Genomic DNA, 21958 nt, shown 5'->3' on the forward strand with positions numbered 1-21958 from the left:
CGCACATGACGCTGCTGGGGGACAACGCCGCGGCACTGTACGACACCGGACCGGTGCCGGGCCCCGGGGGAATCCCGGTGACGTACGAGCAGGTCGCCACCGGCGACCTCCCCGTTGCCGGCCCGGACAAGCCGCTCGTACCGCGGCAGAGCGCCGGGCTCCAACTGCACGGCGAGTACCAGGGATCGGGGTTCACCGAACCCAGGTACATCGCCCGCCGGGGGGACGGGCAGGTCGTGCAGCTCACACGGCTGCTGCATCTGGTCGCGTCGTCGATCGACGGCAGCCGCGACCTCGAGACGATCGCCCACCGGGTCAGCGCCCGGTTCGGACGCGAGGTCAGCGCGGACAACATCCGCTATCTGATCGAGAACAAGCTGGAGCCGCTCGGCGTGACGGTCCCCGAGGGCCAGGAGGACGACCAGGTCTCCGCGCCCAGATCGGACCTGCTCCTCGCGCTGAAGGGCCACCGCGTCCTGTTCGACGAGCGGCGCGTGGCGAGGATCGCCCGCGCGCTCGCCTGGCTGCACCGCCCCCTGGTCGTGGCGGCCGTGCTCGCGGGCATCGCCGTCCTGGACGTGTGGCTGTTCGTGTTCTTCGGCGCGATCACACCCGTGCTGCAGGTACTGGACCAGCCGGTCCTGCTGCTCGTCGTGTTCGTGCTGACCGTGGCGTCCCTGGTGTTCCACGAGTTCGGCCACGCCTCCGCCTGCCGCTACGGCGGCGCCCGGCCCGGCTGCATCGGCTGCGGACTGTTCCTGATCTGGCCCTCGATGTACACGGACGTCACCGACGTCTACCGCATCGGCAGGGGCGGCCGGCTCCGCACCGACCTCGGCGGCGTCTACTTCAACGTCGTGTTCATGCTGGCCATGGCCGGCGCCTACGCCCTGAGCGGCCAGGCCTTCTTCCTGGCCGCCGTCTATCTCGGCCACTTCGAGATCCTCGAACAGCTCATGCCGGCCGTACGCCTCGACGGCTACTACATCCTCGGCGACCTCGCCGGAGTCCCCGACCTCTACGGCAAGATCAAGCCGATCCTGCTGAGCCTGGTTCCGGGGGCCGCGGGGCGCAGGGCGCGCGCCGAGGTCGCCGCGCTCAAGAAGTCCGCGCGGGCCATCGTCGCCACCTGGGTGCTGACCATGGTGCCGCTGATCATCGGCGAGCTCGGCTACGCGCTGTGGAACCTGCCCCGGATCACCACCACGATGATCCGCTCGCTGACGGAGCAACTCCTCGGCACCGGCGGCGCGTTCGCACACGGCCAGATCGCGGCGGGCCTGATGGGCGTGGTCGGCTGCGTCATGCTGCTGTGCCCGATGGCCGGCGTGGTCTACCTGTCGGTGAAGCTCGGCGGGCGCCTGTGGCGGGGAGGCGCGAAGGCGACGGCCGGCCGGCCACGGCTGCGCCTGGCGCTGTGCGCCCTGGTGCTGGCCGGCCTCGGCGGCCTGAGCTACGCCTGGATCTCGGGTCTGACCCCGCCACCGCTGCCGAAGCAACCGCCGATCGCCCCGATCCTGCAGCCCGGCGTGTCCACCTCGCCCCCGCCCGCCCGGCACGCCACGCTCCCGGACCGGCACACCGCCGCACCGTCGGCCACGGCCACCACCGTGCCGTCCGGCACGGCGTCCCCGAACGCCTCGGCCGATCCCTCGGCCACGGCCGGCCCGTCGACTTCGGCGAGTCCGCACCCGAGCGACTCCAAGGCGTCCCCACAAGGCACGGTCGGCCGGCCCTCAGGCAGTTCCGCCCCGAGCGGGCAGCCGTCCACCTCCGCCTCCGCGGGACCCGGCTCCGCCTCGCCGTCCGCGCCGTCGTCCCCGGCCGACAGCCCGTCCGCGCCGGTCAGTTCCAGCGCGCCGCCGGCCGGATCGCCGTCGCCCACCGCCTCCTGATCGCCCCGGCCAGGGCCCGGGGTCCAACGACACCACTCCAGCGGGAGACCATATGAACCAGCACCGCAAACCCCGTCCGCCATCCGCCCTCTCCAGGCGCGCCGTCCGTGTGGGGCTGTTCGCCGCCGGGGCGGCCGGACTCGCCACGGCCGTCCCGGCGCAGGCCGCGACCGGGACGCCGCACCACACCGCGGTCGCCACCGACCAGACGTTCAGCCGCGCCGACTTCCGGCACCACACACAGACCAGGGACTCCTTCACCGTGCGCCGGCTCGGCACGGTCGACGCCGCGAGCGTACGCAACCAGGCGAACGCCGTCGGGGCGGGCTGCTCGGTCGACGACCACTGCCGTTCGGTCGCGCTCTCCTTCCAGATCGTCACGATGGCCGGGGAGCACACGCATCTCACCGCGGTCAACCGGGGCGACGCGGTCAACGAGCACTGCGACGGCTGCCAGACCCTCGCCGGGGCCTACCAGTTCGTCGTGTCCACCCCCCGCCCCTTCACGCTGGACCAGGGGACCGAGCGGCGGCTCGCCGACATCCACCGGCGGCTGGACGCGCTGACCCGCTCGAACCTGCCGGCCACCGACCTCAAGAAGCGCGCCGACGCCCTGGCCGCCGAGGTGAACACCGTGCTGCGCGACGCGGTTGCGAAGGCTCCCAAGGGCGATGAGCGGCCCACCGTCACCCTCCACCGCCACCTGGACGGCTGGCCCGCCCACTGACCGGGCCGGCCCGGGCCCGCCGCTCCGAACCACGGGGCGGCGGGCCTTCTTTTGTGTGGGGAGGGAACCGGGCTCAGCGGTAGATGATGTCGGACGCGCCGTACGCGCAGTAGGTGCCGTCGGGTCCGGTGCCGTTCTTCGTCGGTTCCGCGTCCGTGCCGCGGTCCGGGCCGGTCAACTCACCTGCGGTGCCTCGCGGATCGACCCTCCGGCCGTCAGCTGCGGGCGCGCAGCGCGGCCAGCGCACGGTCGGCGTGCGCGCTCATGCGCAGTTCACTGCGCACCACCTCCAGAATGGTGCGGTCCTGGTCGATGACGAAGGTGACGCGCTTGGTGGGAGCCAGGGAGACACCCCGCCTGACCCCGAACCGCTCCCGGACGGTGCCGTCCGCGTCCGACAGCAACGGGAAGCCGAGCGTGTGGCGTCCGGCGAACTCCTGCTGCCGGTCGACCGCATCCCCGCTGACACCGACCGGTCGCGCACCGACGGACGCGAACTCGGCGGCCAGGTCCCGGAAATGGCACGCCTCGGCGGTGCAGCCCGGGGAGAGGGCGGCGGGGTAGAAGAACAGCACGACCGGTCCGTCGGCGAGGAGTTCGGTGAGGCGTCGCTCCGTACCCGTCTCGTCCGGCAGGGTGAAGTCCTCGACCTCGACGCCCACGTCGACACGACCCGCCATCACTGGATCTCCTCGTCCTCGCCGATGCCGGCGCCCGTACCGGGGCCCGCCCGGGCCGATCCTACGGGGACGGTCCATCGGGCGTGCGCCGGGGTCCGCTGCCGTCGGTGCCGAGACCGCGCCGGGGCGGTGACCTCGAAAGGCCGGGTCTCCAGGTCGGTGACCGGCTGCACCTCGACCCGGGATACCGCGCACTGGCCACGGCAGTCCCCTCGGCCCTCTTCCGCAACACGGGGAGGTGGTAGCGGAGTTGGCGCGGTGTCCTTCGTTCGGGGACTGGCACCGGCGAACACCGGTTCCCTAGGATGGTGTGCCAGCCGAGCCGGTTCGACGGCGCGGCCCGGATCTGGGGGAACGATGCGGTCTGGCAGGCAGTTGTCCACCTCGATCGACGCCACGGTGCCGACGGCCGCCCGTATGTACGACTACTACCTGGGCGGCAAGGACAACTACGCGGCCGACCGGGCCGCGTGTGAAGAGCTCGACAAGGTCGTGCCCAGCACGCGGGCGCTCGCCCTGAACAACCGGCGGTTCCTGCAGCGGGTCGTGCGGACGCTGGCGCAGGAGTACGGCATCCGCCAGTTCCTCGACCACGGGTCCGGACTGCCCACCCAGGACAACGTCCACCAGGTCGCCCAGCGCATCGACCCCACGTCTCACGTCGTGTACGTCGACAGCGACCCGATGGTCCTGGTGCACGGCCGGGCCCTGCTGGAGCAGGACGAGCGCACCGTCGTGATCCAGGCCGACATGCGGGACACGGAGACGATCTTCACCCACTCGGAGACCCGGCGCCTGATCGACTTCTCACAGCCGGTCGCCGTGCTCTTCAACTCGGTGATGCACTGCATCCCGGACAGCGAATCCGACGGACCGCCCGCCCTGGTCCGCCGGGTGGCCGAGCGGCTCGTGCCCGGCAGCTTCATGGTGATGTGCCAGCTGGTCAGCGAGGACGCCCAAGTCAGGGACTTCGTCACGGACTTCATGGACCAGGCCACGCAGGGGCACTGGGGGCGGGTGCGCCAGGAGAAGGACGTGGAGGCCTGGTTCGACGGCATGGACATCCTGGAGCCCGGTCTGGTGGAGGTCTCCACCTGGCGGCCGGACTCCGAGGTCGCCCCTCGCCAACTCACGCAAGAGTGGATCGAGTTCGGGGGAGTGGCACGCATCCGCTGACGAACCCCCATCCGGGGACGTCCGCCGACACCCACGGCACCGGTCACCCGGTTGGGAACCGTCACCCGGCCGGGTAACGCTCCTTGAGCGTCCTGCGCAACAGGGCCAGCGACTCACGCGGATCGAGCGCCTCGTCGGCGAGCCGGTCCAGTACCACCCGGTACTCCTCCGTCTCGTCCCGGTCCTCCAGGAAGTTGGCGCTCCTGATGTGCTCCAGGTAGACGATGTCCGGCAGGTCCGCGCCGGCGAAGCGGAGGTAGGTGACGGGTATCGCCGGGGCCGACGCGTTCGTCACGTCCAACGGCACCACCTGCACGGTCACATGCGGACGCTGCGCCATCTCGACCAGGTGCTCGAGCTGCTCGCGCATCACCTCGCGGCCGCCCAGTACCCGCATCAGCACCGACTCGTCGACGACGGCCCACAGTCGAGGAGCGTCCGGACGGGACAGCAGCTCCCGCCGCCGCATCCGCAGCTCCACCCGGCGCTCCACCTCGGCGGCCGACGCCGTCGGCAGACCGCGCTCCACCACGGCCCGGGTGTAGGCCGACGTCTGCAACAGCCCGGGTACGTACTGGATCTCGAAGGTACGGATCGCGGTGGCCGCCTCCTGCAGCCCGACCAGGCGGTCGAACCACTCGGGCATCAGTCGCTTGTCGTAGCGCTGCCACCAGCCCGGCTCGCCGGCCCGCCGCAGCAACTGGAGCAGCACCGAGGCCTCGTGGTCATCCGTCTGGTACAGCCCCAGCAGCGCATGGACGTCGTCTTCCGTGGGCGGCCTGCGTCCCTTGCCCGCCTCGATGCGCGACAGCTTCGCGGGACTGAACCCGAGCGCCCGCGCCGCCTGCTCCTGGGAGAGGCCGACGTCCTCGCGCATACCCGCCAACTGCACGCCGACCAGCATCTTCAGAAGAGTCGGAGCGGGCTGGGTCCGGCTGAGATACGGTTCGAGGCGGGAGAGGCGGTGCGACGAGGCGGACATCCTGACTCCCGGTCAGCCGACGGACAACAGGTCCTCATTATCGCATCCCACAGCGCCCTGTCGCAGGGGACGGCAGGACCGAACCGACGGGATCCCGCTCACAGCAGATGATCGAACTCCCCGTCCTTGGCGCCTGCCAGGAACGCGGCCACCTCGGCGGGTGTGTACACGAGCGCGGGCCCTTCCGGATCGCGCGAGTTGCGCACCGCGATGGCCCCGTCGGCCAGGCGGGCCAGCTCGACACAGTTGCCCTCGGCGTTGCTGTGCCCGCTCTTGATCCAGCGGGCGTCCAGCGAGCCCGCCTGCACTCCGTTCGGCACTGAAGGCACCACAGTCTCCTTCCGTTCTCCGTCGTGCAATTTCCCATGCAATTGCACGACGGTACTGACTGCGTGGATAATAGCGGCGGCGTCCACCGCTTCACAGACGTCCGCGTGCTGACGTCGCATCAGGGCGCTGTGTCGTAGCAATGCCGTGTCGTTCTTGGCCCCACACTGTCTGCGGGAGTGGAAATGGCCACATCACTGAAGGACCTGGGGCACGTGCCGTGGGACTCCATCAAGGACTCCAGCGGCTCCGCCGAGGCGATCCCGGTCCTGCTCCACGACATCGCCCGGGGCGACGAGCCCGCCGCCCGGGCGGCACTCGGCCACCTGAGGGAGCGCATCTGCCAGTACGGCTTCGTCGTCGACCAGGCCACGGCGGCCACGGTCCCCTTCCTGTGGGAACTGGCCCGGCTTCGCCAGGTGACCTGCCGTGTGGAGATCCTTCACCTGCTGAGGAGCATCGCCGACGCCCACCAGTGGGAGAGCACCGCCTCCGTCTACCCCAAACTGCTCAACTACCCCCAGGACTACGTGGGGTGGGAGCGCGCCGCCCGCCGTGCCGTGCGCGCCGACCGGGGGGTACTGCGCCAACTGCTCGCGGAGCAGGACGTCGAACTCGTCGAGGCCGCCGCCGAACTTGCCGCCGCACTGTCCGGCTGAGGCGTCGGACCGGCCTGGCAGAGGCCTGCGGACCGATCGCCGGGGGCTGCGGAACGGTCGCCAACCCTGCGAATCGGTCGGCCGAGGCCGGCAGATCCAGCGCCGAGCATTTTTTCGCACTCATGGCTCGCCCACGGGTGGGTATGCGTGAGGCGATGAACGAACGACACCACGCCACGCCGATCCTCGACACAGGCTCCGAGGCCCGGTGCCGCCCCCGCGACGCCACGGGGCCCGCAGGCCTGCCCGACATCTTGTGCGCGCGATGAAACCGGTGGACCTTCCCCCGCGGGGCGGCGGGAACCCGGGAGCCGCCGACGAGCGCGACACGAGCACCCCCGTACGCCCGCGGCACACGCACACGCCCGACAGCGTGCGGCAGAGCGATCCGTCCTCGCCCGGCAGCCCGGTGACCAGCGCGGCCACGGCACGCGCGTACGTGCTCGCGGTCGTCCGGAGCCACTGGTTCACCGCGCCTGTGCGGCCGACCGAGCAGGCCGTCACCGACCTGCTGCTCGTCACCTCGGAACTGGTGTCCAACGCCATCCGCCACGGGGGCGGGCTCGCCGGTTTCGAGGCCGTCCCCACGCGGGAGGGCGTTCGCCTCGTCGTGCGCGACCGCAGCCCGGACATCCCCTCCGTGGCGTTCGGTACGGGCGAGCTTCCCGACCGGCAGGACCGGGGTGGGTTCGGCTGGCCGTTGATCATCAAGCTGGCGCGCGACGTCGTCATCGAGTCCCACGTGGACGGCAAGTCCGTCAGCGTGTTCGTGCCACTCGGCTGAATCGTGTTTCCAAGGGCGAAGCGGGGCAACGCGGAACAGGACGCCCTGTGAAGGAGCCCACATGATCGCCGTAGCCCTGCTCATGCCGGTGTCCATGCTGTGCCTCATGCTCGCGCTCGGCAGCTATGAGGAGCGCCTGCTCACCCCGGGCGGCGCCAGGAAGGCCCGCGGCGCGGGACGCCGCCGACTGCGCGCCGTGCCCCACTCCTCCCCGGACGGCGCGGACGGCGCCGACACCGGATCCCGGGTGCGCGCGAAGCCCAGGGCAGACGAGGCCGCAGACACGCGGGCCGCCGCCGGTACCGCCCCGGACGGTTCCGGGTCGCGGTGGCGGGCGGCCTGATCCCACGGGCCGCCCCACGCCCACCCTCGGCCGCCCCACGCCCACCCTCGGTCGCCCGACGGCACGGCAGGACGCTTCCGCCCCGGCAGCGCAAGGCTCCCGCCTCGGCAGCGCGCGGACCGAAAGGGCCCGCGCCCTACCAGGGCAGGAACACGTGCACGTCCTTGCCCTCCGGCTGGACGACCACGCTCACCTGGTGGCACAGCGTGTGCACCAGGTGCCAGCCGATGCCCCCGCTCTGGCCCGGCTTGAAGGGGCGCGGCGCCGGAGGCGTCGTACTGGTGTCGTGCAGCGTCACATGGACACCGTCGTACGTCGGACGCATCCGCAGGCCGAACGGCCCGGGCGCGTACTGGACGGCGTTCGCCGCCAGCTCGTCGACCACCAGGAGTATGTCGTTCCAGTACTCGGGACTTGTCGGAGGCGAAGCCCGTGCCAGCCGTCGCAGAAACTCCTCGGCGGCCAGCCGTGCCCCGGTGACATCGGGCAGGTCGCCGCCGAAATCCGCCACCAGGGCCTCGACCGTCTCGAACGGCCAGGCCTTGTCCCACCGCGGCTCGGTTGCCATGCCGTCCTTTCCCCGGCCGGCACTCCGGCCGGTTCTCGTCGTTCGTCGCGCTGTCGCCCGGCCCCCCTTATGACGGTTGCCAGAAAGCCGAAGGATACGCATCCAGGATCACGGCACGGGCGGCTCCCCAGCCGTCCCGGCGGTCTCGCCGTCCACGTGACACAGCAACAGGCACACGTCGTCCTCGCCCTCCGAGTCCCTCAGCATCGGCTCGAGTACCCGGTCCGCGGCACCCTCCAGACCGCCGTTCGGGTCCGGCACGGCGAGTGTGGACATCGCCTCGGTGAGACGCTCGATGCCCGGGTCGATGCCGTACGCCCGCCGCTCCACCAGGCCGTCCGTGTACAGGGCGAGCGTGGAGCCGGGCGGCAGGGGAGCGGTGTGGTCCTCGATCTCCTGCTGCACCGGAACGCCCAGCATGGCGCCCGGCTTGGCGTCGAGGGTGTGCACCCGGCCGTCGGGCGTGCGCAGCACCGGGGGCGGATGACCGGCCGCGGCCCAGGTCAGCACCGGTTCGCCGGGTCGGAAGCGGGCGATCACCGCGGTGGCGTACAGATCCGGCTGCAGATGGTGCAGGAACAGGTGCAGCCGGGTGAGGAGCCGGCCCGGGCTGCCCCCGTCGACGGCGTACGCGCGCAGGGCCGTCCGCAGCTGGCTCATCATCACCGCCGCGTGCAGCCCGTGCCCCGTGACATCGCCGATGACCGCGATCAGGCTCCCGTCGGGCTGCCGGAAGGCGTCGTACCAGTCGCCGCCGATGTTGAGACCGTGGGTCGCCGGCAGATAGCGGGCGGCGAGCCGGAGCCCGGGGGTGGCGGGCAGCTCGGTGAGCAGGGCCCGTTGCAGCGTCTCGGCGATGTCGCGGCTGTGTTCGAAGCGCTGCGCGTTGTCGATCGCGATGGCGGCCCTGCGAGCCAGTTCGATCAGCATCACGGCGTCGTCCGGATCCCAACGGTCGCCGGGCGGGGTGAGGGTGAGCACGCCGAGGGGCACCTGCCGCGCCGACAGCGGGAGACACAGCAGCGGCCGGGTGGGGTGCAGGGCGGAGGGCGGCCGGTCCTCCACGCCGGGCAGACCGCCCGGCTGGGGCGCCGCGTACTGCGGGCGGCCGGTGCGGGCGGCGAGCACGGCGGCGGCCGGGCGGGGCGCGTGGCTCGGCTCCGCCTCCCCGTCACCCAGCAGCCATACGTCGGCGGTCCGCGCGTACGTCGGGGTGAGCAGCTGGGGGAGCAGGCGCACGATCTCGTGGTGGTTCAGGGACGCCGTCAGTGCCGCGCTGGCGTCGGCCAGGAAGGTGAGCCGGCGGCGCGCCTCCTCGGCCTCCGTGCGCGCGGCCCGCTCGGCGGCGAACAGCTCGCGCTGCGCCTGGCCGGCGGCGTCGAGCTCGGCGTGCAGCGCGAGGACGCCCTGGTTCGTCTGGTGCAGCTCCTCACGGTGGAAGGCGACCAGCGCCTCCTGCTCCGTCAGCGCGTCCAGGACGCGTGCGGTGTCGTCGTCTGCGCTGAACAGCGCCTCGGCAAGGGCCGGCGGGGAGGCGCGCACCGCCGGCGTGTCCGCCCGGCCGCCCTGCTCCGGTGCCGCGACCTGCGCCTGCCACGTCGGTTCCTCGTGGGGGCGCTCGTCCGGGTCGGGGCGGACGGTGACCCACAGTCTTGGTTGCTCCTCGCCCCGTGACGGGGGAGTGGTCCCGAGGGTCAGCCGCCAGGCGCCACCCTTGGTGAAGCACTGGCGCAGCTGCTCCGTGAGCGCGGTGACCAGGCGGGTGCGATCGACGACGGAGACACCGAGATCGGCCGCGAGCCGGGCGGTGGCGATCCGGGCCCGGGCGGCATCGACGGCGGTGATGATCTGCCAGGTGTGGGTCATGGTTCACGCTTCGGCGGTGTGGGGGACAGCACGGTCACCGTGGTGTCGTCGCGGACGGGCCGGGCGGCACTGCTGGCGTCCCGCACGATCACGGCGGCCGTCACCCCGGGGTCCAGCTCCGCGGAGGGCACGTCGTCCCGCAGGGACCACCGGCTGGGCAGTCCGTCGCTGTGCAGGACGAGAAGACAGTCGGGCGACCAGGGCAGCCGCCGACAGGGGATGTGCGCCGGTCGGTGGGCGCCGACTATGCCGGGATGGGACAGCAGGTGCTGCCAGCCACCGCCGGAACGGAACCGGGCGCCGATGTTGCCGATGCCGGAGAAGGCCAGACTCCCTTCTGCGAGGTCGACCTGGGCGACCGCGACAGCGGCGCCCCGGGTGCTGCGCAGCACCGTGTGCAGGACGCCGAGCAACTCCGCCGGCGGCAGATGGGCGCTGGCCCGCAGCTGCCGGACCGCCGCGTCGGACGCCTCGGCCGCGGCCGGGCCGTGCCCCAGTCCGTCGGCGAGGAGCAGCGTGACCCGCTCCCCGAACCTCACACACGCCCAGGCGTCACCCGATTGGGGTTCCGCCAGGGCGATGTTGACGCCGCCGACCCGCACCGGGGCGTGGTCGTGCCGGACGTGCCTGTACCGCCGACGACCGGACCCGGCCCTTATCCGGGCCAGGGCGATGGTGCCCCTCCCGGGCGCGCTGTGCACGTCGAAGTCGTCCGCTATGCGCCCGCAGGTGCCGAGTCCGGCGCCCAGCGAGGACGTGGTGGAGAAGCCGTCGGCCAGCGCGGCCGCGAGGTCGGGGATGCCCGGGCCGTGATCGATCGCGACGATCTGCAGCGCCGGCTTTCCGGCGGCCGCGTCCGAGGTGAGGTCCGCGTCCACCGTGTCGACGAGGATCCGGCCGCCGCCGGCGTGCTTGAGCAGGTTGGTGGCGAGTTCTGTGGCGACGAGCACGGCCGCTGCCGTACGGCCGTCGTCGAACCCCGCGTGCCCGCAGGTGTCCTGCACCGCCACCGTGACGTCCCGGACCCGGGTCGAGTCGTGCACGGGCACGTCCCAGACGCGGGTCACCGGACCTCCTCGCGGGGCCGCGGCGGTCCGGCGGCCCAGCAGATCACGGTGACCCGGGTGCCTTCGCCGGGACGGGAGTCGATCGAGAACTCGTGGACCAGCCGCCGGGCTCCGCCAAGCCCGAGGCCGAGACCGCCGCCCGAGGTGTAGCCGTCGGTGAGGGCCCGCTCGATGTCGGGGATGCCCGGCCCGTCGTCGACGAAGGACAGGCGCAGCCCGCGGGCGCGGCCGTTGTCCTGGAAGGCGATCTCCATCTGTCCGCCTCCGCCGTGGACGAGTGTGTTGCGTGCGAGCTCGCTGGCCGCGGTGATCAGTTTGGTCTGCTCCACCAGCCCGAAACCGATCTCGGCAGCCGCCTGCCGCACATGCTGCCGCACCCACGCCAGATCCATGTCCGTGCGGATGGGCAGGCATGTGGTGACGCGGCCCGATGTCTCCGTCACGCGTTCTCCTGGCGTGCTGGACCGTGGGACAGGGGCGTGGACGCCTGGGTCAGCACTCGCAAGGCGTCGTCGGTGTCGAGCGCGGTGCGCAGCCCCGGCAGCGTGAGGCCGAGTTCCACCAGGGTGATGGCCACCGCGGGGCGCATGCCGGCCACCACGGTCTCCGCGGCGAGCAGCTTGGCGCTCGCCGCGATCTCCGCGAACACGCGCCCCAGGAAGGAATCGACGATCTCGACACCGGAGACGTCGATGACGACTCCGGTGGCGGAACTGCCCGCGATGGCCGCGCTGATGTCCTGCTGCAGCTGTTCCGCGGACTTGTCCTCCAGTTCGCCCTGAAGGGTGACGAGGAGAATGTCACCGAGCCTGAGTACGGGGACGGAAGCACCCCTCGGGTCCTGGAAACCGCCGGTCACCGCTGGCCTCCTCCGTGGCCCGCCCGGTCGACGATCACGGCGCCCAACTCGTGGAGGGCGTAGGCGAGGGCGTCGGCCAGGCTCGCCCGGGTGAGGACCGTGCCCAGGTCGATCCCCAGATGCACGATGGTCTGGGCGATCGCCGGCCGGATACCGGAGACGATGCACTCCGCGCCCATGAGGCGGGCCGCCGCGACCGTCTTCATCAGGTGCTGCGCCACCAGGGAGTCCACCGTGGGCACTCCGGTGATGTCCAGGATGGCGAACCGGGCCTGCTGGGCGACGACGGCCTCCAGCAGGCTCTCCATCACGACCTGGCTGCGGGCGCTGTCCAGGGTGCCGATGAGCGGCACGGCGACGATGCCGTTCCACAGTTTGATGACGGGCGTGGCCACTTCGAGCAACTGCAGGCGCTGCCGCTCGATGATCTCCTCGCCCGTACTCAGGGCGGTCTCCATGACCAGCACCCGCAGTGTGCCCATCAGGGCGGTGAGCGCGACGGCGTGCCATCCGCTCGCCTCGCCGTCCGCCCCGGACAGTTCGGTGCCCAGCAGTTCCCTGATCGAGGGGCCCAGGGCCGCCACCTCGTCGGCGATCTGCGACGGCGTCGCGCCCGCACGGGCCCGCGAGGCCGCTATGCGCGTGAGTTGCTCGCGCATCCCCGCGAAGCCCGGGGCGCGCAGGTCCTCGATCCGTCCGGAGGCGGCCACCGCGGCGAGTGCCTCCACCAGAGAGCCTGCGGCTTCCACGGCCTCGTCGCGCGACACTGTGAACACCGTACGGAAGAGTGTCTGGTCGGCCCAGCGCTGAGAGATCTGCTCCCGACGGCGTAGCAGGAAGTCCCCCACGACCCGTGTCGACGCTCCTGGGTTCGTTGCCGACTCCTGGTCCGTCACGTCCCTGTCTCCTTCGTACGTACCCTCCCCCGACGGCTGGGGAGCCTGCCCGGAGAGCGCGGTTCCTTGTCGCGCGACCACTGTAATCATGGGAGATCCCCCTCGGCACCGAAGGGCGCCCCGGAGATCATCCGACGATCGGGGGATCCAGCCAACTGCCGTCCGTATACGCGGCGTCGGACCGTTGAAGGCGGGCGACGACGAACACGGAGACCACACGGGCGGACGACGCTCCCCGACGCAAGCGCGTCAGTTGACCCGCCGTCAGCACACCCGGCCGGTCACCCCGCAACTTCACCGGCCTCGGTCGGCACACCCGCGGCCCGGCCCGGCGCCTGAGAGCGGCGCCCCACCCACGAGCCTAGGGCCGGCTCAACGCGTCGCCCGTGTCGTCCAGTGCGTCCTGAACGGTCTTGTAGGACTGGACGGTCAGGCTCACCCCCGTCAGGTCGAGGATCCGCTGGACGGCCGGGGCAGGATCGATGAGGCCGATCGAGCCACCCACCTGACGGGTCTCCTTGTAGGCGTTGAGAATGATGTTGATGCCGGACGAGTCCATGAACGGCACCTCCGACAGGTCGAGCAACAGATGCTGCCGGCCGTGGTGCATCTGGTTGGCGAGGTGGTGGTGCAACTCCGTCGCCGTGTCGACGTCCAGAAAACCCTTCACAGTGACCAGCGCGACATCCTCCCGGGGCATCGTCACATCGATGGACAGCGGCGTCTGCTCAGCCGACACAATGTCCTCCCATCCTTACGGCGTGGCGGGGCTCGCCTACCCCGGGGCGGGCAACCGATGCACCGCGACCCGAGCTCCTGAGGTGATCAACATCTCGCTGCCGGAGCAGCACCCGACAGCGAGTTCGCCCCCGAGTACCCCCTAAACCTCCGCCTACACCCGGCCCTCACGGATGGGTGACACAAGAAATCGGAAATCGGCCACGCATACTTCCCGGGACGCCGGGCACCAGCACCTCAGACCGCTCGTGGGCCCCCGCCCCCCGGTGCCTCGAGCCGTCGGCCCCGCCGATGTCCCTCCCCCCGGCATGCGGCGGGGCCCTCTGCTGTCGGCATGTGGACCCGGCGTGATCCGGACGAGCGGCTCTACAACTGCTTGGAGCCCCCGGAGTCCGACGGCCCGGCCGGGGAGGTGTCCGCGGAGGGCTCCGCGTCGGGGGCGGCGTCAACGTTGTGCGGGCCCGGTACACCGAGCGACTTCACGCCGTCCACCACACGCTCCAGGGGCTTGGCCAGAGTACGCAGGGAGAAACCTTCCCTCTTGCGTGGCCGGCGCGGTGCGGGCAGCGCGCCGGCCTCCTGGTAGGCCGCCAGCGCCTCGTGGGCGAGCTCGGCCGCCTCGCGGTACATGTCCCGCGACTTCGTCATGGCCTCGAGCGCCTCGGCGTAGGCGGCGAGCCGGCGGCGCGCCATGGCCAGTTCCTCCTCGAGGGTGGTCAGATGCCACTCCTCGCGCAGCGCGGACAGGGCCTCCTCGGCACCCTCGGGCAGGGGCGCGGGCTCCTTTGCGAAGCGTCGCACGGTGTCGAGGAGTTCCGTGGGGCGCGAACCGTCGAGGAAGACCGTGCGCACGCTGAACCCGTTGTCGTCGGCGCCGGGACCGGACGGCGCCGCGGGCAGCACCACGGCACCGCCTCGGGGCACCCGTGCCCCGAGGTCGTAGAGGGCCCAGTTGACCACCTGGAACTGCTCGGGTGCGGCCCGGTGTTCCACGACGCGGTGCCTGAGGCCGGGCGGCAGCAGCGGTGCGAGGGGGCGCAGCCCGCGCTCGTCGGGGGTCATCGCCTCGTGGACGACGACGTGGATGCTCCACGATTGGCGCGCGCAGTCCTTCAGCAGGCGCCGCATCGCCCGGTCCTCCGTGGGCAGCGGGTTGATCTCCCTGAAGCGCAGCCCTGGCACCACGTCGTGGTCCCAGGGCACGTCCGGGTCGTCGGGCCAGAAGACGGTGGCCGGAGAGGGCCAGTGGAGGTCCCAGGCCCGGTCCGCCTCGGCCACCAGCATCCAGTCCTGTGCGCCGTCCTTGTCGCCGGGCGCCCCGACGTCGAGGCGGGCCCGTACGACGACGTCGTCCGCGACGAGCCACCGCGCCTCGAAGGCGCGCGCGGGCGCGCCCTCCCGGGAACCGTCGTACTCGGTCTCGTCCTGGATGACCTTCTCGCTCTTCAACTCACGCAGGCGGCGGCGGACGGCGTCCTCGGCGCCCGGGCCGGGGTGTCGCCCGCGGGCCAGCCACACGGTGTCGGGAGCCGTGGCACGGGCGGTGGAGGACTTTGCCATGGATCACTCTGGTGAAAGGGGACAGGGACACCTCCCAGTATGGTCCGCGCACGTCAACGGCCGGGAGGGGGAGGGTCGGTCGTGATCGCGTGTCGCGCCCTGGCCCGGTCCGCCGAGGGGTGAGCCGTGGGGGAGGTGAGGGGGGCGAGATCGCGCCAAAGGCGGGCCGTGTGAGATGAGTTGTGCATGCTTCGCACGAGACGGGGGAGCCGGGACGGAAAAACCAGAGAAAGGGCCCCACTGTGCTCGTTCCCGATCCCAAGGCCGTCAGAAGACTGCTGACCCGGTACGCGTCCCTGCGGATCGCGCTCGCCGAGCGGGAGACACCCGAAGCCGTACGAGAGCTGGCGGATGTCAGCTACACGCTGTGCGTCATGACGGGAACCAAGGACGTGCGCGACGCCGTCGCCGCCGCCGACGCGCTCCTCGAGGGCAGCCCGAAGCGCATCCCGCAGCAGCCGCACCGGTCCGGAATCACGACGCCGGGGCCCGGCTCCGTCCCCGGCGTCGTGATTCCGGACCGGGAATCACTAAGGCAGTAGCTTGTCCAGCGCGGCGTGCCCCTCGGAGGCGAGCTTCCGCTCCGCCCAGGCGAGGGTCTTGGGGGTGATGTCCCGCCCCGAGGCGAGGACCAGGTCCTCCGCCGAGGTCTCGAGCGGGCACGCGTGCAGCAGCTCGTCCGGCGTGGCACGGTCATCGGCCGGACGACGCGACGCATCGGGCTGTGACGTCGACATTCTGTCTCCTCTGCGAGTCGATCCTCCCCTCACCTTTCCCCCAGACGGCGCAGCGCGCATCCCGAAAGGGGCGGAATCGGCCCTCCTTCACGGAACGTCGCGGGGCGGGTGCTCGGCGTGTGCGAGGAGGAGATGCAGGCAGTCGTACGACGGTCGGCCGCAGGCCCCTCGGCTCACGCGCTGTCGCGCCCGGCGCGCCCGCGGCGGCGCAGCAGGAGCAGTCCGCCCGCGACGGCGGTGACGCCCGCGGCGGCGGTCCACGCGGGGACGTCCGCGGAGCCGGTGTTCGCCAGGTCGCTGCCCCGGCCGCCCTGCGGACCGGCCGTGGACGACGGCCCGGAGAACCCGCTGTCGGCCCCGGTGACCGCGCCCGAGGCGGGCGTCGGGGAAGCCGTCACCCCGGCCGTGGACGCCCGATCGCGGGTGAACGTCAGCGTGCCGAAGCCGAGCTGGTCGTATCCGCCGCTGTTGGGCCCGTAGTCCCCGCCGCCGCCCTCCGGGGCCGTCCTGGCCGCGATCCGCGTGACACAGGGGGCGTCCAGCCCCCGGCGCTTGGTGTAGTGGTTGGCGATCACGGCCCAGATCGGGCGGGTCATGGCCGGATCCACGGAGGCCGCCCTGCTGGTCGTCTCACTGCCGGACCAGACGCCCGGTGCGCCCTTCTTCCGGGTCAGCGCCGTGTAGGGCACGGATCCGCCCATGCTCCACTTGGCCACGTACTCGGCGCCCTTGAGGAAGCGGCTGTCGTCGTACCCGTACAGGTCGATGCCCTGGTTCCAGGCCATCTCGCACACCGTGGCCATCAGGCCGACGCCGAGCAGGCCGTGGCCCTGGTCGCGGCCCGCCTCGGCCCATTCGGCGAGGCCGTCGGGGTGCGCCACGGGGATCGCGTTCCTGACCGAGCCCATGCCGTTGCCGCTCCGGAAGTAGGAGACCGCCTGGTCGACCGCGGTGCGGTCGTCGCAGAGGATGCCGACGGCGAGGACGCAGGCCATCGCGGCCAGGTCCCAGTTGGTCCAGTAGTTGCTGACGTAGGCGCCGTTGTGGCGGGTGAGGAAGTCGGAGCTGACCGGCAGGAAGACGGACCGCATCATCGTCTGGAAGCGGGCCGGCTCGAACCCGTCGCGGTCGCGCACGAGTTCGGCGGCGTTGGCGAACTGGTAGCCGTACAGCCCGGCAGCGAGGAACCGGTCTGCCGTGCCGTCCAGCTCTGTCAGGGTTGCGGACCAGGCGTTGAGAATGGCCACGGCGGTGTCCGCGTGTGCGCTGTCGCCGCTGACGTGCCAGCGCAGGGCGTTCTGGTAGGCGGCGTGGACGTCGTTGTAGAGAACCCTGCAGTTCTCCGGTGTGCCCGATCCCCGCTAGACGGTCGCCGCCGGGCGGGCCGTCCAGGTGCTCTGCGCGTGCCGGTTGGCGGTGAGCTTGGCGAAACCCGCCGTGTAGGGAGCGGCGCCCGCCTTCACCTTGGCCGCCATGCGGTCCAGGTCGGCCTGGGTGTGCAGCAGTCCCGGGTGCGCGAAGGCCGTGCCCGCCGCCGACGCCCCGGGTGCGGGGACGGCGGCGGTGACGGCGGCCGCGCCCGCGGCCGTACCGGCGATCTTCAGCATGTTCCGGCGGCTGATCTGTGCTCTCACGTGGGTGGGTCCTCTGTCTTGTCGGATGGTCGATGCGGGCGATTACGCGCAGGAGACGGCCCCGGACCCGGCCGATAACAAGAAGTGGCGCGGCCTCGACGCCGAGCGCACGCCGAAGGGCCGCCGCCCACCGAAGGGCCGCACCTCCCGGTACGCGCACCCGTGTGGAGATTCCCCGCTGCCGCCGAACGTCGTGCGGCATAGTGACGGCATGGACATGGACGCACTGGACCGCGCCCTGCTGCGGGAACTGCAGGACGACGCACGGCAGACCAACCGGGAGCTGGCCGCGCGGACGGGGGTCTCCCCGTCCACCTCGCTGGAGCGGGTACGGCTGCTGCGCGAGCGCGGGGTCATCACGGGCTACCACGCGGCCGTCGACCTGGAGGCGGTGGGCCGCCCGGTCCAGGCCCTCATCTCGGTCCGCATCCGGCCGCCGGCCCGTCCCGTCATCGAGGGGTTCCGCGAGTGGGCCGCCCAACTGCCCGAAGTCATCGGCCTGTTCGTCACCTCCGGAGCGCACGACTTCCTCATCCACGTCGCCGTCCCGGACGTCAACGGCGTCTACGCCTTCGTCATCGACCGGCTGACCGAACGCCGTGAGGTCGCCGACGTGCAGACCACCATGGCCTACGAGCACGTCCAGTCCCGCCGTATCGAGCCCGCCGTCGAACGCCCGGCGGCCCCGCGCGGGAAACGGTGAAGGGCACCGATCCTTCTCCGCACGTTCGACGCCACATCCGGCGACTTGCCGCACGAAGTGCACCACCATTGGTATGCGGCTGCGACCACCTGCGAAAGTTCGACAGTCAAGCGCCGTAGCCGCACATCTGCCTAGCATTCTCGGCACCAGCCGCAGGAATGCTCAGGAGAAAAGCTCATGTCCGACGAAAACACGACCGGAACGCGGATCGGCTTCACCCCCGAGGAGGTGGACCCGGCGGTCTCGACCCGTGCCGCCCGGCTCAAGTGGGTCGTGGTCGTCGACCGGGACCTGCCCCCGGGTCGCGCCGTCAACGCCGCCGTCTGCGTCGCGGCGGCCACGCAGTCCGCGGTGACCGGCCTGCTCGGCGAAGACGCCACCGACGCAGAGGGCACCGTGCACCCCGGACTGCCCTGGGTCGGCTGCTCGGTCCTGGCGGCGGACGCCGACACCCTCCGTGCCCTCCGTGCCAAGGCGGCTTCGTACGCCGACACCTTCGTCGCCGACATGCCGCTCGCGGCCCAGGAGACGTTGGTCTACGCCGACTACCAGGCCACCGTGGGCAAGACCGCCACCGACGACCTCGTCTACTGCGCCGTGAGCATCGTGGGCCCGCGCAATCGCGTCAGCAAGATCGTGGGCAAGCTCCCGCTGCTGGAGTGACCCGCGGCGGCGACCGTCAGGACACCGCGTCCACCAGGGCCGCCAGCGCCGACGCGAGGCGGGGGAGGCCCGGGCCCGCGGCACCGCCCGGTTCGGTCATGTAGGTGTCCCGGCGGATCTCCACCATCAGGGCCGTGACCCGGGGCTGTGAGCCGTAGAACTCCAGGGGGACGTACGCCCCGGAGAAGGGGTTGTCGACCCCCGTTCCGCCGAACCCCGCGAAGGCCTCGCGCGCCAGGGCGAGCAGTTCGGGCGGCGTGTGGAAGGAGTCCGTGCCCAGGCAGACCGGTGGCCGGGGGCCCTCGCCGTGCAGTTCGTAGGGCAGAGGGGCGGTCGGGTAGGAGTGGACGTCGAGGACGATGGCGCGGCCCGTGGCGGCCAGCCGGTCCGCGACGGCCGCCGTCATCGCCCGCGCGTACGGGTGGAAGTAGCGCCGCAGCAGCGGTTCGGGGTCGGTGCCGGCCCCTCGCAGTGTCTCGCGCTGTGTGGTGCGGGTGTAGACGGCGCCCATCCCCACGGCGAGCATCTCCTCCCGCTCGTCGGGGAACCGCTCGGGATCGACCACCAGCCGTGACAGCCGGTTGACGAATCGCCAGGGCGAGGCGGTGGCGGCCTTCGCGGCGAGGCCGGCCAGTTCGCTGGTGTGCGCGTCCGTGATGTGATCCAACTCCCGCGCGAGGGCCGTGTCGTCGAGCAGGATGCCTTCACGCGCGTCAGCCGGTATCTCCCGCGCCCCGTGCGGCACATGCAGGATCACCGGAGAGTCGTCGGCGCCGGGCAACAGGTCGAACGAGGCGTCGGTGGCGCGGGACATGGCGGCTCCTGAGGGTGCGGTGACCAGGAGACCGTACCCGGGCGGGGGACACCGTGTGCGGCGGGTCAGGCCGCCAGGGCCGCGCGGGCCGCCGCGAGCGCCCGCCCCGCGTAGCCGCCGCCGAAGAGCACCGTGTGGACCAGCAGCGGGAAGAGCTGGTGCAGCGCGACCCGGTCCTTCCAGCCGTCCGCGAGGGGAGCCGCCCCCTGGTATCCGGCCAGTACCCGGTCCACGTGCGGGCAGCCGAACAGGTGCAGCATGGCGAGGTCGGTCTCCCGGTGTCCGCCGTGCGCGGCCGGGTCGATCAGCCAGGCGTGGCCGTCGGCGCCCCACAGCACGTTGCCGTTCCACAGGTCGCCGTGCAGCCGCGCGGGCGGCTCCGCGGGGCCGGCCAGCTCCGGCAGCCGCTCGCAAACCTGTTCGAACAAGGCCGCCTCGGTGGACCGCAACGTGCCGCCGTCGACCGCACGGCGCACATAGGGCAGCACCCGGTGCTCGCCGTACCAGCTCGGCCAGTCCTCGCTCGCGACGTTGCGCATCGGGGCGAGACCGATGTACGCGTCCTCGGGACCACCGGGCGGCGGGGCGCCGAACGCGGGCGCACCCGCCGCGTGCAGGGCCGCCAGTTCGCGGCCGAAGCGCACCGCTGCCTCGGCGCTCGGTCGCCCGGGTGGGACACGGTCGGCCACCAGCCAGTGCTCGTCGTGACCGTGCACGGTCGGGACGCGCACCGTGCCGGCGTCCGCCAGCCAGCGCAGCCCGGCCGCCTCGGCCCGCAAGGAGCCGGGGTCGTCGCCGCGCTTGACCATCACCACCCGGCCACCGTCGAGGACGACCTCCGTGAGCGCACCGGGCCCCGGGCGCTCACCGGTCACCGGACGCCCGGTGAACCGGGCCGCCGCGGCCCCGGGTCCCTGATCGGCTTCATCGGCTTCGGTCATGGCGGGCACCTCGTCGACAGAACTCCGTGAACTCCCCGGCCCGCGCCGCACGGGCTTTGACGGCCCGGACGATACCGCAGCCGTCCGGTGCGCCGACGGGGTGCCGGTGAACGCCGACCCGGATACCCGCGGACGCCCGCCGAGATGAGTGAGCACGTGACGAGGGGGCACTCGTGAGGCGTTGTGTGTGCGAGGAATCTGAGGACTCTGCTGACCGGATGGTTCAGCTTTGTGGACGGCGAGGCCACCGCGGGAGATGTGCTGGCCCTGCGGCGGGTCGAGGACGTGCTGCGTCACCAGGGGATCCCCTACGACGTGGCGTGGAGCCCCGGCTTCCGGCCGTCGGCGCTGCACCTGGACGACGTACGGCCCGCCTCGTATTCGCATCTGATCTTCATCTGCGGGCCACTGCACGGACCCGGGATCGAGGAACTGCACCGGCGCTTCGCGCACTGTGTGCGGATCGCGGTCGGCACCTCCGTGCTGGACGCCGACGACCCGGCCGTCACCGGATTCCACCGGGTCCTGCCGAGGGACGCGCCCGCCATGGGCCCGGTGCCCGACCTGTCCACCCACGCGCCGAGCGAGACGACCACGCCCGTCGTCGGGGTGATCCTCACGCACGGGCAGTACGAGTACGGGGAGAGGCGCCGGCACGACGAAGCCGCCGAGGCGGTCACCCGGTGGCTGGCCGGCAAGGACTGCGCGCGCGTGGAGCTGGAGACCCGGCTCGACAGCCACGACTGGCGACTGTGCGCCACGCCCGGACAGTTCGAGTCCGTGCTGTCCCGGATGGACCTGGTGGTCACCGACCGGCTGCACGGGCTGGTGCTCGCGCTGCGCGGCGGAGTGCCGGCCCTGGCCGTGGACCCGGTCGAGGGCGGCGCCAAACTGACCGCCCAGGCCGAAGCCTGCGGCTGGCCCGCCCTGGTCCCCGCGGACCGCCTCACCACCCGGCGGCTGGACCACTGGTGGCAGTGGTGCCTGACCTCCGGCCGGGTCGCGGCCCGGCAGGTGCGCCGCGAGTTCCTGGAGGACCCGGACGACGACAACGCACCGGCACTCGTGGCGGCGTTGACGGCCGGACCTGAGATGCGGACCGACCTGGCCTGAGCAGTGACCCGGCGTCCGGGCCGGCCGCACACCGCGGGGCCACCTGCTCGGGGTGACCCGGTGCCCCGTGCAGGCCAGACGGGTGATCCGTGCATGCGGAGACGAGGGTGCGGCCCGCAGGGCGGCGACCGGGCCGCGGGGCTGGGAGGGGGGTCACCCCCCGCCCCACCCCTCCGGTGGCCACTCCGCCACCACCCTTTCTCCCCCCCCCACTCAAAACAGACAA

25 protein-coding genes and 1 pseudogene are annotated in these 21958 nt (G+C 72.2%); 10 read left to right on the top strand and 16 right to left on the bottom strand.

The window, feature by feature from the left end; translation table 11 throughout:
- Positions 1-5 precede the first annotated feature (5 nt).
- Together ACZ7L1_RS26760 and ACZ7L1_RS26765 are read left to right on the top strand one after the other, a co-directional pair.
- Entirely contained in the window at positions 6-1895 is a 1890-nt protein-coding gene (locus tag ACZ7L1_RS26760; RefSeq protein ID WP_471440554.1) for a hypothetical protein, read from the top strand.
- 52 nt (positions 1896-1947) lie between these two features.
- Positions 1948-2622 carry a hypothetical protein gene (locus ACZ7L1_RS26765; protein WP_471440555.1) on the top strand — a complete coding sequence of 225 codons (675 nt, stop codon included), beginning with the start codon at positions 1948-1950 and terminating at the stop codon, positions 2620-2622.
- Between the two features lie 215 nt (positions 2623-2837).
- Here ACZ7L1_RS26765 and ACZ7L1_RS26770 read toward each other — a convergent pair whose 3' ends face one another.
- On the bottom strand, positions 2838-3302 hold the full coding sequence (locus ACZ7L1_RS26770; protein ID WP_471440556.1) for a peroxiredoxin: 465 nt from the start codon (positions 3300-3302) through the stop codon (positions 2838-2840).
- Positions 3302-3475 (bottom strand): hypothetical protein, encoded by a 174-nt coding sequence (locus ACZ7L1_RS26775; protein WP_471440557.1) that lies wholly within the window; start codon positions 3473-3475, stop codon positions 3302-3304. Before ACZ7L1_RS26775 ends, ACZ7L1_RS26770 begins: the two co-directional genes overlap by 1 nt.
- A 184-nt stretch (positions 3476-3659) precedes the next feature.
- Between ACZ7L1_RS26775 and ACZ7L1_RS26780 the strand changes: the two genes are divergently transcribed.
- A complete protein-coding gene (locus ACZ7L1_RS26780) occupies positions 3660-4478 on the top strand; it encodes an SAM-dependent methyltransferase (protein ID WP_471440558.1) in 819 nt (272 codons plus the stop codon).
- 61 nt (positions 4479-4539) lie between these two features.
- Here the strand turns inward: ACZ7L1_RS26780 and ACZ7L1_RS26785 are convergent, their stop codons facing one another.
- Together ACZ7L1_RS26785 and ACZ7L1_RS26790 are read right to left on the bottom strand one after the other, a co-directional pair.
- The gene (locus ACZ7L1_RS26785) at positions 4540-5460 is read right to left on the bottom strand and encodes a helix-turn-helix domain-containing protein (protein ID WP_471440559.1); all 921 of its coding nucleotides are present in this window, start codon (positions 5458-5460) and stop codon (positions 4540-4542) included.
- A gap of 98 nt (positions 5461-5558) precedes the next feature.
- Entirely contained in the window at positions 5559-5789 is a 231-nt protein-coding gene (locus tag ACZ7L1_RS26790) for a DUF397 domain-containing protein (RefSeq protein WP_388996890.1), read from the bottom strand.
- Between the two features lie 183 nt (positions 5790-5972).
- On the opposite strand from ACZ7L1_RS26790, the gene ACZ7L1_RS26795 reads away from it, so the two are divergent.
- The 3 genes from ACZ7L1_RS26795 to ACZ7L1_RS26805 all read left to right on the top strand — a co-directional run bounded on the left by ACZ7L1_RS26795 (position 5973) and on the right by ACZ7L1_RS26805 (position 7573).
- On the top strand, positions 5973-6446 hold the full coding sequence (locus ACZ7L1_RS26795; protein WP_471440560.1) for a hypothetical protein: 474 nt from the start codon (positions 5973-5975) through the stop codon (positions 6444-6446).
- 265 nt (positions 6447-6711) lie between these two features.
- A complete protein-coding gene (locus ACZ7L1_RS26800) occupies positions 6712-7230 on the top strand; it encodes an ATP-binding protein (protein ID WP_471440561.1) in 519 nt (172 codons plus the stop codon).
- Positions 7231-7291: 61 nt separating this feature from the next.
- The gene (locus tag ACZ7L1_RS26805; protein WP_471440562.1) at positions 7292-7573 is read left to right on the top strand and encodes a hypothetical protein; all 282 of its coding nucleotides are present in this window, start codon (positions 7292-7294) and stop codon (positions 7571-7573) included.
- A gap of 136 nt (positions 7574-7709) precedes the next feature.
- On the opposite strand, the gene ACZ7L1_RS26810 is transcribed toward ACZ7L1_RS26805, so the two are convergent.
- The 8 genes from ACZ7L1_RS26810 to ACZ7L1_RS26845 form a co-directional block, all read right to left on the bottom strand.
- Positions 7710-8141 (bottom strand): ATP-binding protein, encoded by a 432-nt coding sequence (locus ACZ7L1_RS26810; RefSeq protein WP_200422979.1) that lies wholly within the window; start codon positions 8139-8141, stop codon positions 7710-7712.
- A 108-nt stretch (positions 8142-8249) separates the two neighbouring features.
- Entirely contained in the window at positions 8250-10007 is a 1758-nt protein-coding gene (locus tag ACZ7L1_RS26815; protein ID WP_471440563.1) for a PP2C family protein-serine/threonine phosphatase, read from the bottom strand.
- Positions 10004-11074 carry a SpoIIE family protein phosphatase gene (locus ACZ7L1_RS26820; protein WP_471440564.1) on the bottom strand — a complete coding sequence of 357 codons (1071 nt, stop codon included), beginning with the start codon at positions 11072-11074 and terminating at the stop codon, positions 10004-10006. The genes ACZ7L1_RS26815 and ACZ7L1_RS26820 overlap by 4 nt, the downstream gene beginning before the upstream one ends.
- Entirely contained in the window at positions 11071-11466 is a 396-nt protein-coding gene (locus ACZ7L1_RS26825) for an anti-sigma regulatory factor (protein WP_471440580.1), read from the bottom strand. The genes ACZ7L1_RS26820 and ACZ7L1_RS26825 overlap by 4 nt, the downstream gene beginning before the upstream one ends.
- Positions 11467-11513: 47 nt before the next feature.
- Positions 11514-11933, bottom strand: a complete 420-nt coding sequence (locus tag ACZ7L1_RS26830; RefSeq protein ID WP_471440565.1) for an STAS domain-containing protein — start codon at positions 11931-11933, stop codon at positions 11514-11516.
- Complete coding sequence (locus ACZ7L1_RS26835; RefSeq protein WP_471440566.1) at positions 11930-12829, bottom strand: STAS domain-containing protein; 900 nt, start codon at positions 12827-12829, stop codon at positions 11930-11932. The genes ACZ7L1_RS26830 and ACZ7L1_RS26835 overlap by 4 nt, the downstream gene beginning before the upstream one ends.
- Positions 12830-13190: 361 nt before the next feature.
- Positions 13191-13568, bottom strand: a complete 378-nt coding sequence (locus ACZ7L1_RS26840; protein WP_471440567.1) for an anti-sigma factor antagonist — start codon at positions 13566-13568, stop codon at positions 13191-13193.
- A 365-nt stretch (positions 13569-13933) separates the two neighbouring features.
- Entirely contained in the window at positions 13934-15127 is a 1194-nt protein-coding gene (locus tag ACZ7L1_RS26845; RefSeq protein WP_471440568.1) for a hypothetical protein, read from the bottom strand.
- A 242-nt stretch (positions 15128-15369) separates the two neighbouring features.
- Here ACZ7L1_RS26845 and ACZ7L1_RS26850 point away from each other — a divergent pair, with 242 nt between their 5' ends.
- Positions 15370-15669, top strand: coding sequence for a DUF5133 domain-containing protein (locus ACZ7L1_RS26850; protein WP_471440569.1), 300 nt, complete (start codon positions 15370-15372; stop codon positions 15667-15669).
- Here the strand turns inward: ACZ7L1_RS26850 and ACZ7L1_RS26855 are convergent.
- Together ACZ7L1_RS26855 and ACZ7L1_RS26860 are read right to left on the bottom strand one after the other, a co-directional pair.
- Positions 15658-15864, bottom strand: coding sequence for a hypothetical protein (locus tag ACZ7L1_RS26855; protein WP_103843427.1), 207 nt, complete (start codon positions 15862-15864; stop codon positions 15658-15660). The two genes, ACZ7L1_RS26850 and ACZ7L1_RS26855, sit on opposite strands and share 12 nt — an antisense overlap.
- Positions 15865-16037: 173 nt before the next feature.
- A pseudogene (locus tag ACZ7L1_RS26860) lies at positions 16038-17471 on the bottom strand (alginate lyase family protein).
- A gap of 244 nt (positions 17472-17715) precedes the next feature.
- Between ACZ7L1_RS26860 and ACZ7L1_RS26865 the strand changes: the two are divergent.
- Together ACZ7L1_RS26865 and ACZ7L1_RS26870 are read left to right on the top strand one after the other, a co-directional pair.
- On the top strand, positions 17716-18201 hold the full coding sequence (locus tag ACZ7L1_RS26865; RefSeq protein WP_471440581.1) for an Lrp/AsnC family transcriptional regulator: 486 nt from the start codon (positions 17716-17718) through the stop codon (positions 18199-18201).
- Positions 18202-18378: 177 nt separating this feature from the next.
- Entirely contained in the window at positions 18379-18864 is a 486-nt protein-coding gene (locus tag ACZ7L1_RS26870; protein ID WP_471440570.1) for a DUF2000 domain-containing protein, read from the top strand.
- A 16-nt stretch (positions 18865-18880) separates the two neighbouring features.
- Here the strand turns inward: ACZ7L1_RS26870 and ACZ7L1_RS26875 are convergent, their stop codons facing one another.
- Complete coding sequence (locus tag ACZ7L1_RS26875; protein ID WP_471440571.1) at positions 18881-19678, bottom strand: N-formylglutamate amidohydrolase; 798 nt, start codon at positions 19676-19678, stop codon at positions 18881-18883.
- 65 nt (positions 19679-19743) lie between these two features.
- Positions 19744-20619 carry a fructosamine kinase family protein gene (locus ACZ7L1_RS26880; RefSeq protein ID WP_471440572.1) on the bottom strand — a complete coding sequence of 292 codons (876 nt, stop codon included), beginning with the start codon at positions 20617-20619 and terminating at the stop codon, positions 19744-19746.
- 231 nt (positions 20620-20850) lie between these two features.
- On the opposite strand from ACZ7L1_RS26880, the gene ACZ7L1_RS26885 reads away from it, so the two are divergent.
- Complete coding sequence (locus tag ACZ7L1_RS26885; protein ID WP_471440573.1) at positions 20851-21732, top strand: polysaccharide pyruvyl transferase family protein; 882 nt, start codon at positions 20851-20853, stop codon at positions 21730-21732.
- Positions 21733-21958 lie beyond the last annotated feature (226 nt).

The organism is Streptomyces sp. NPDC107546 (genome assembly GCF_055639175.1).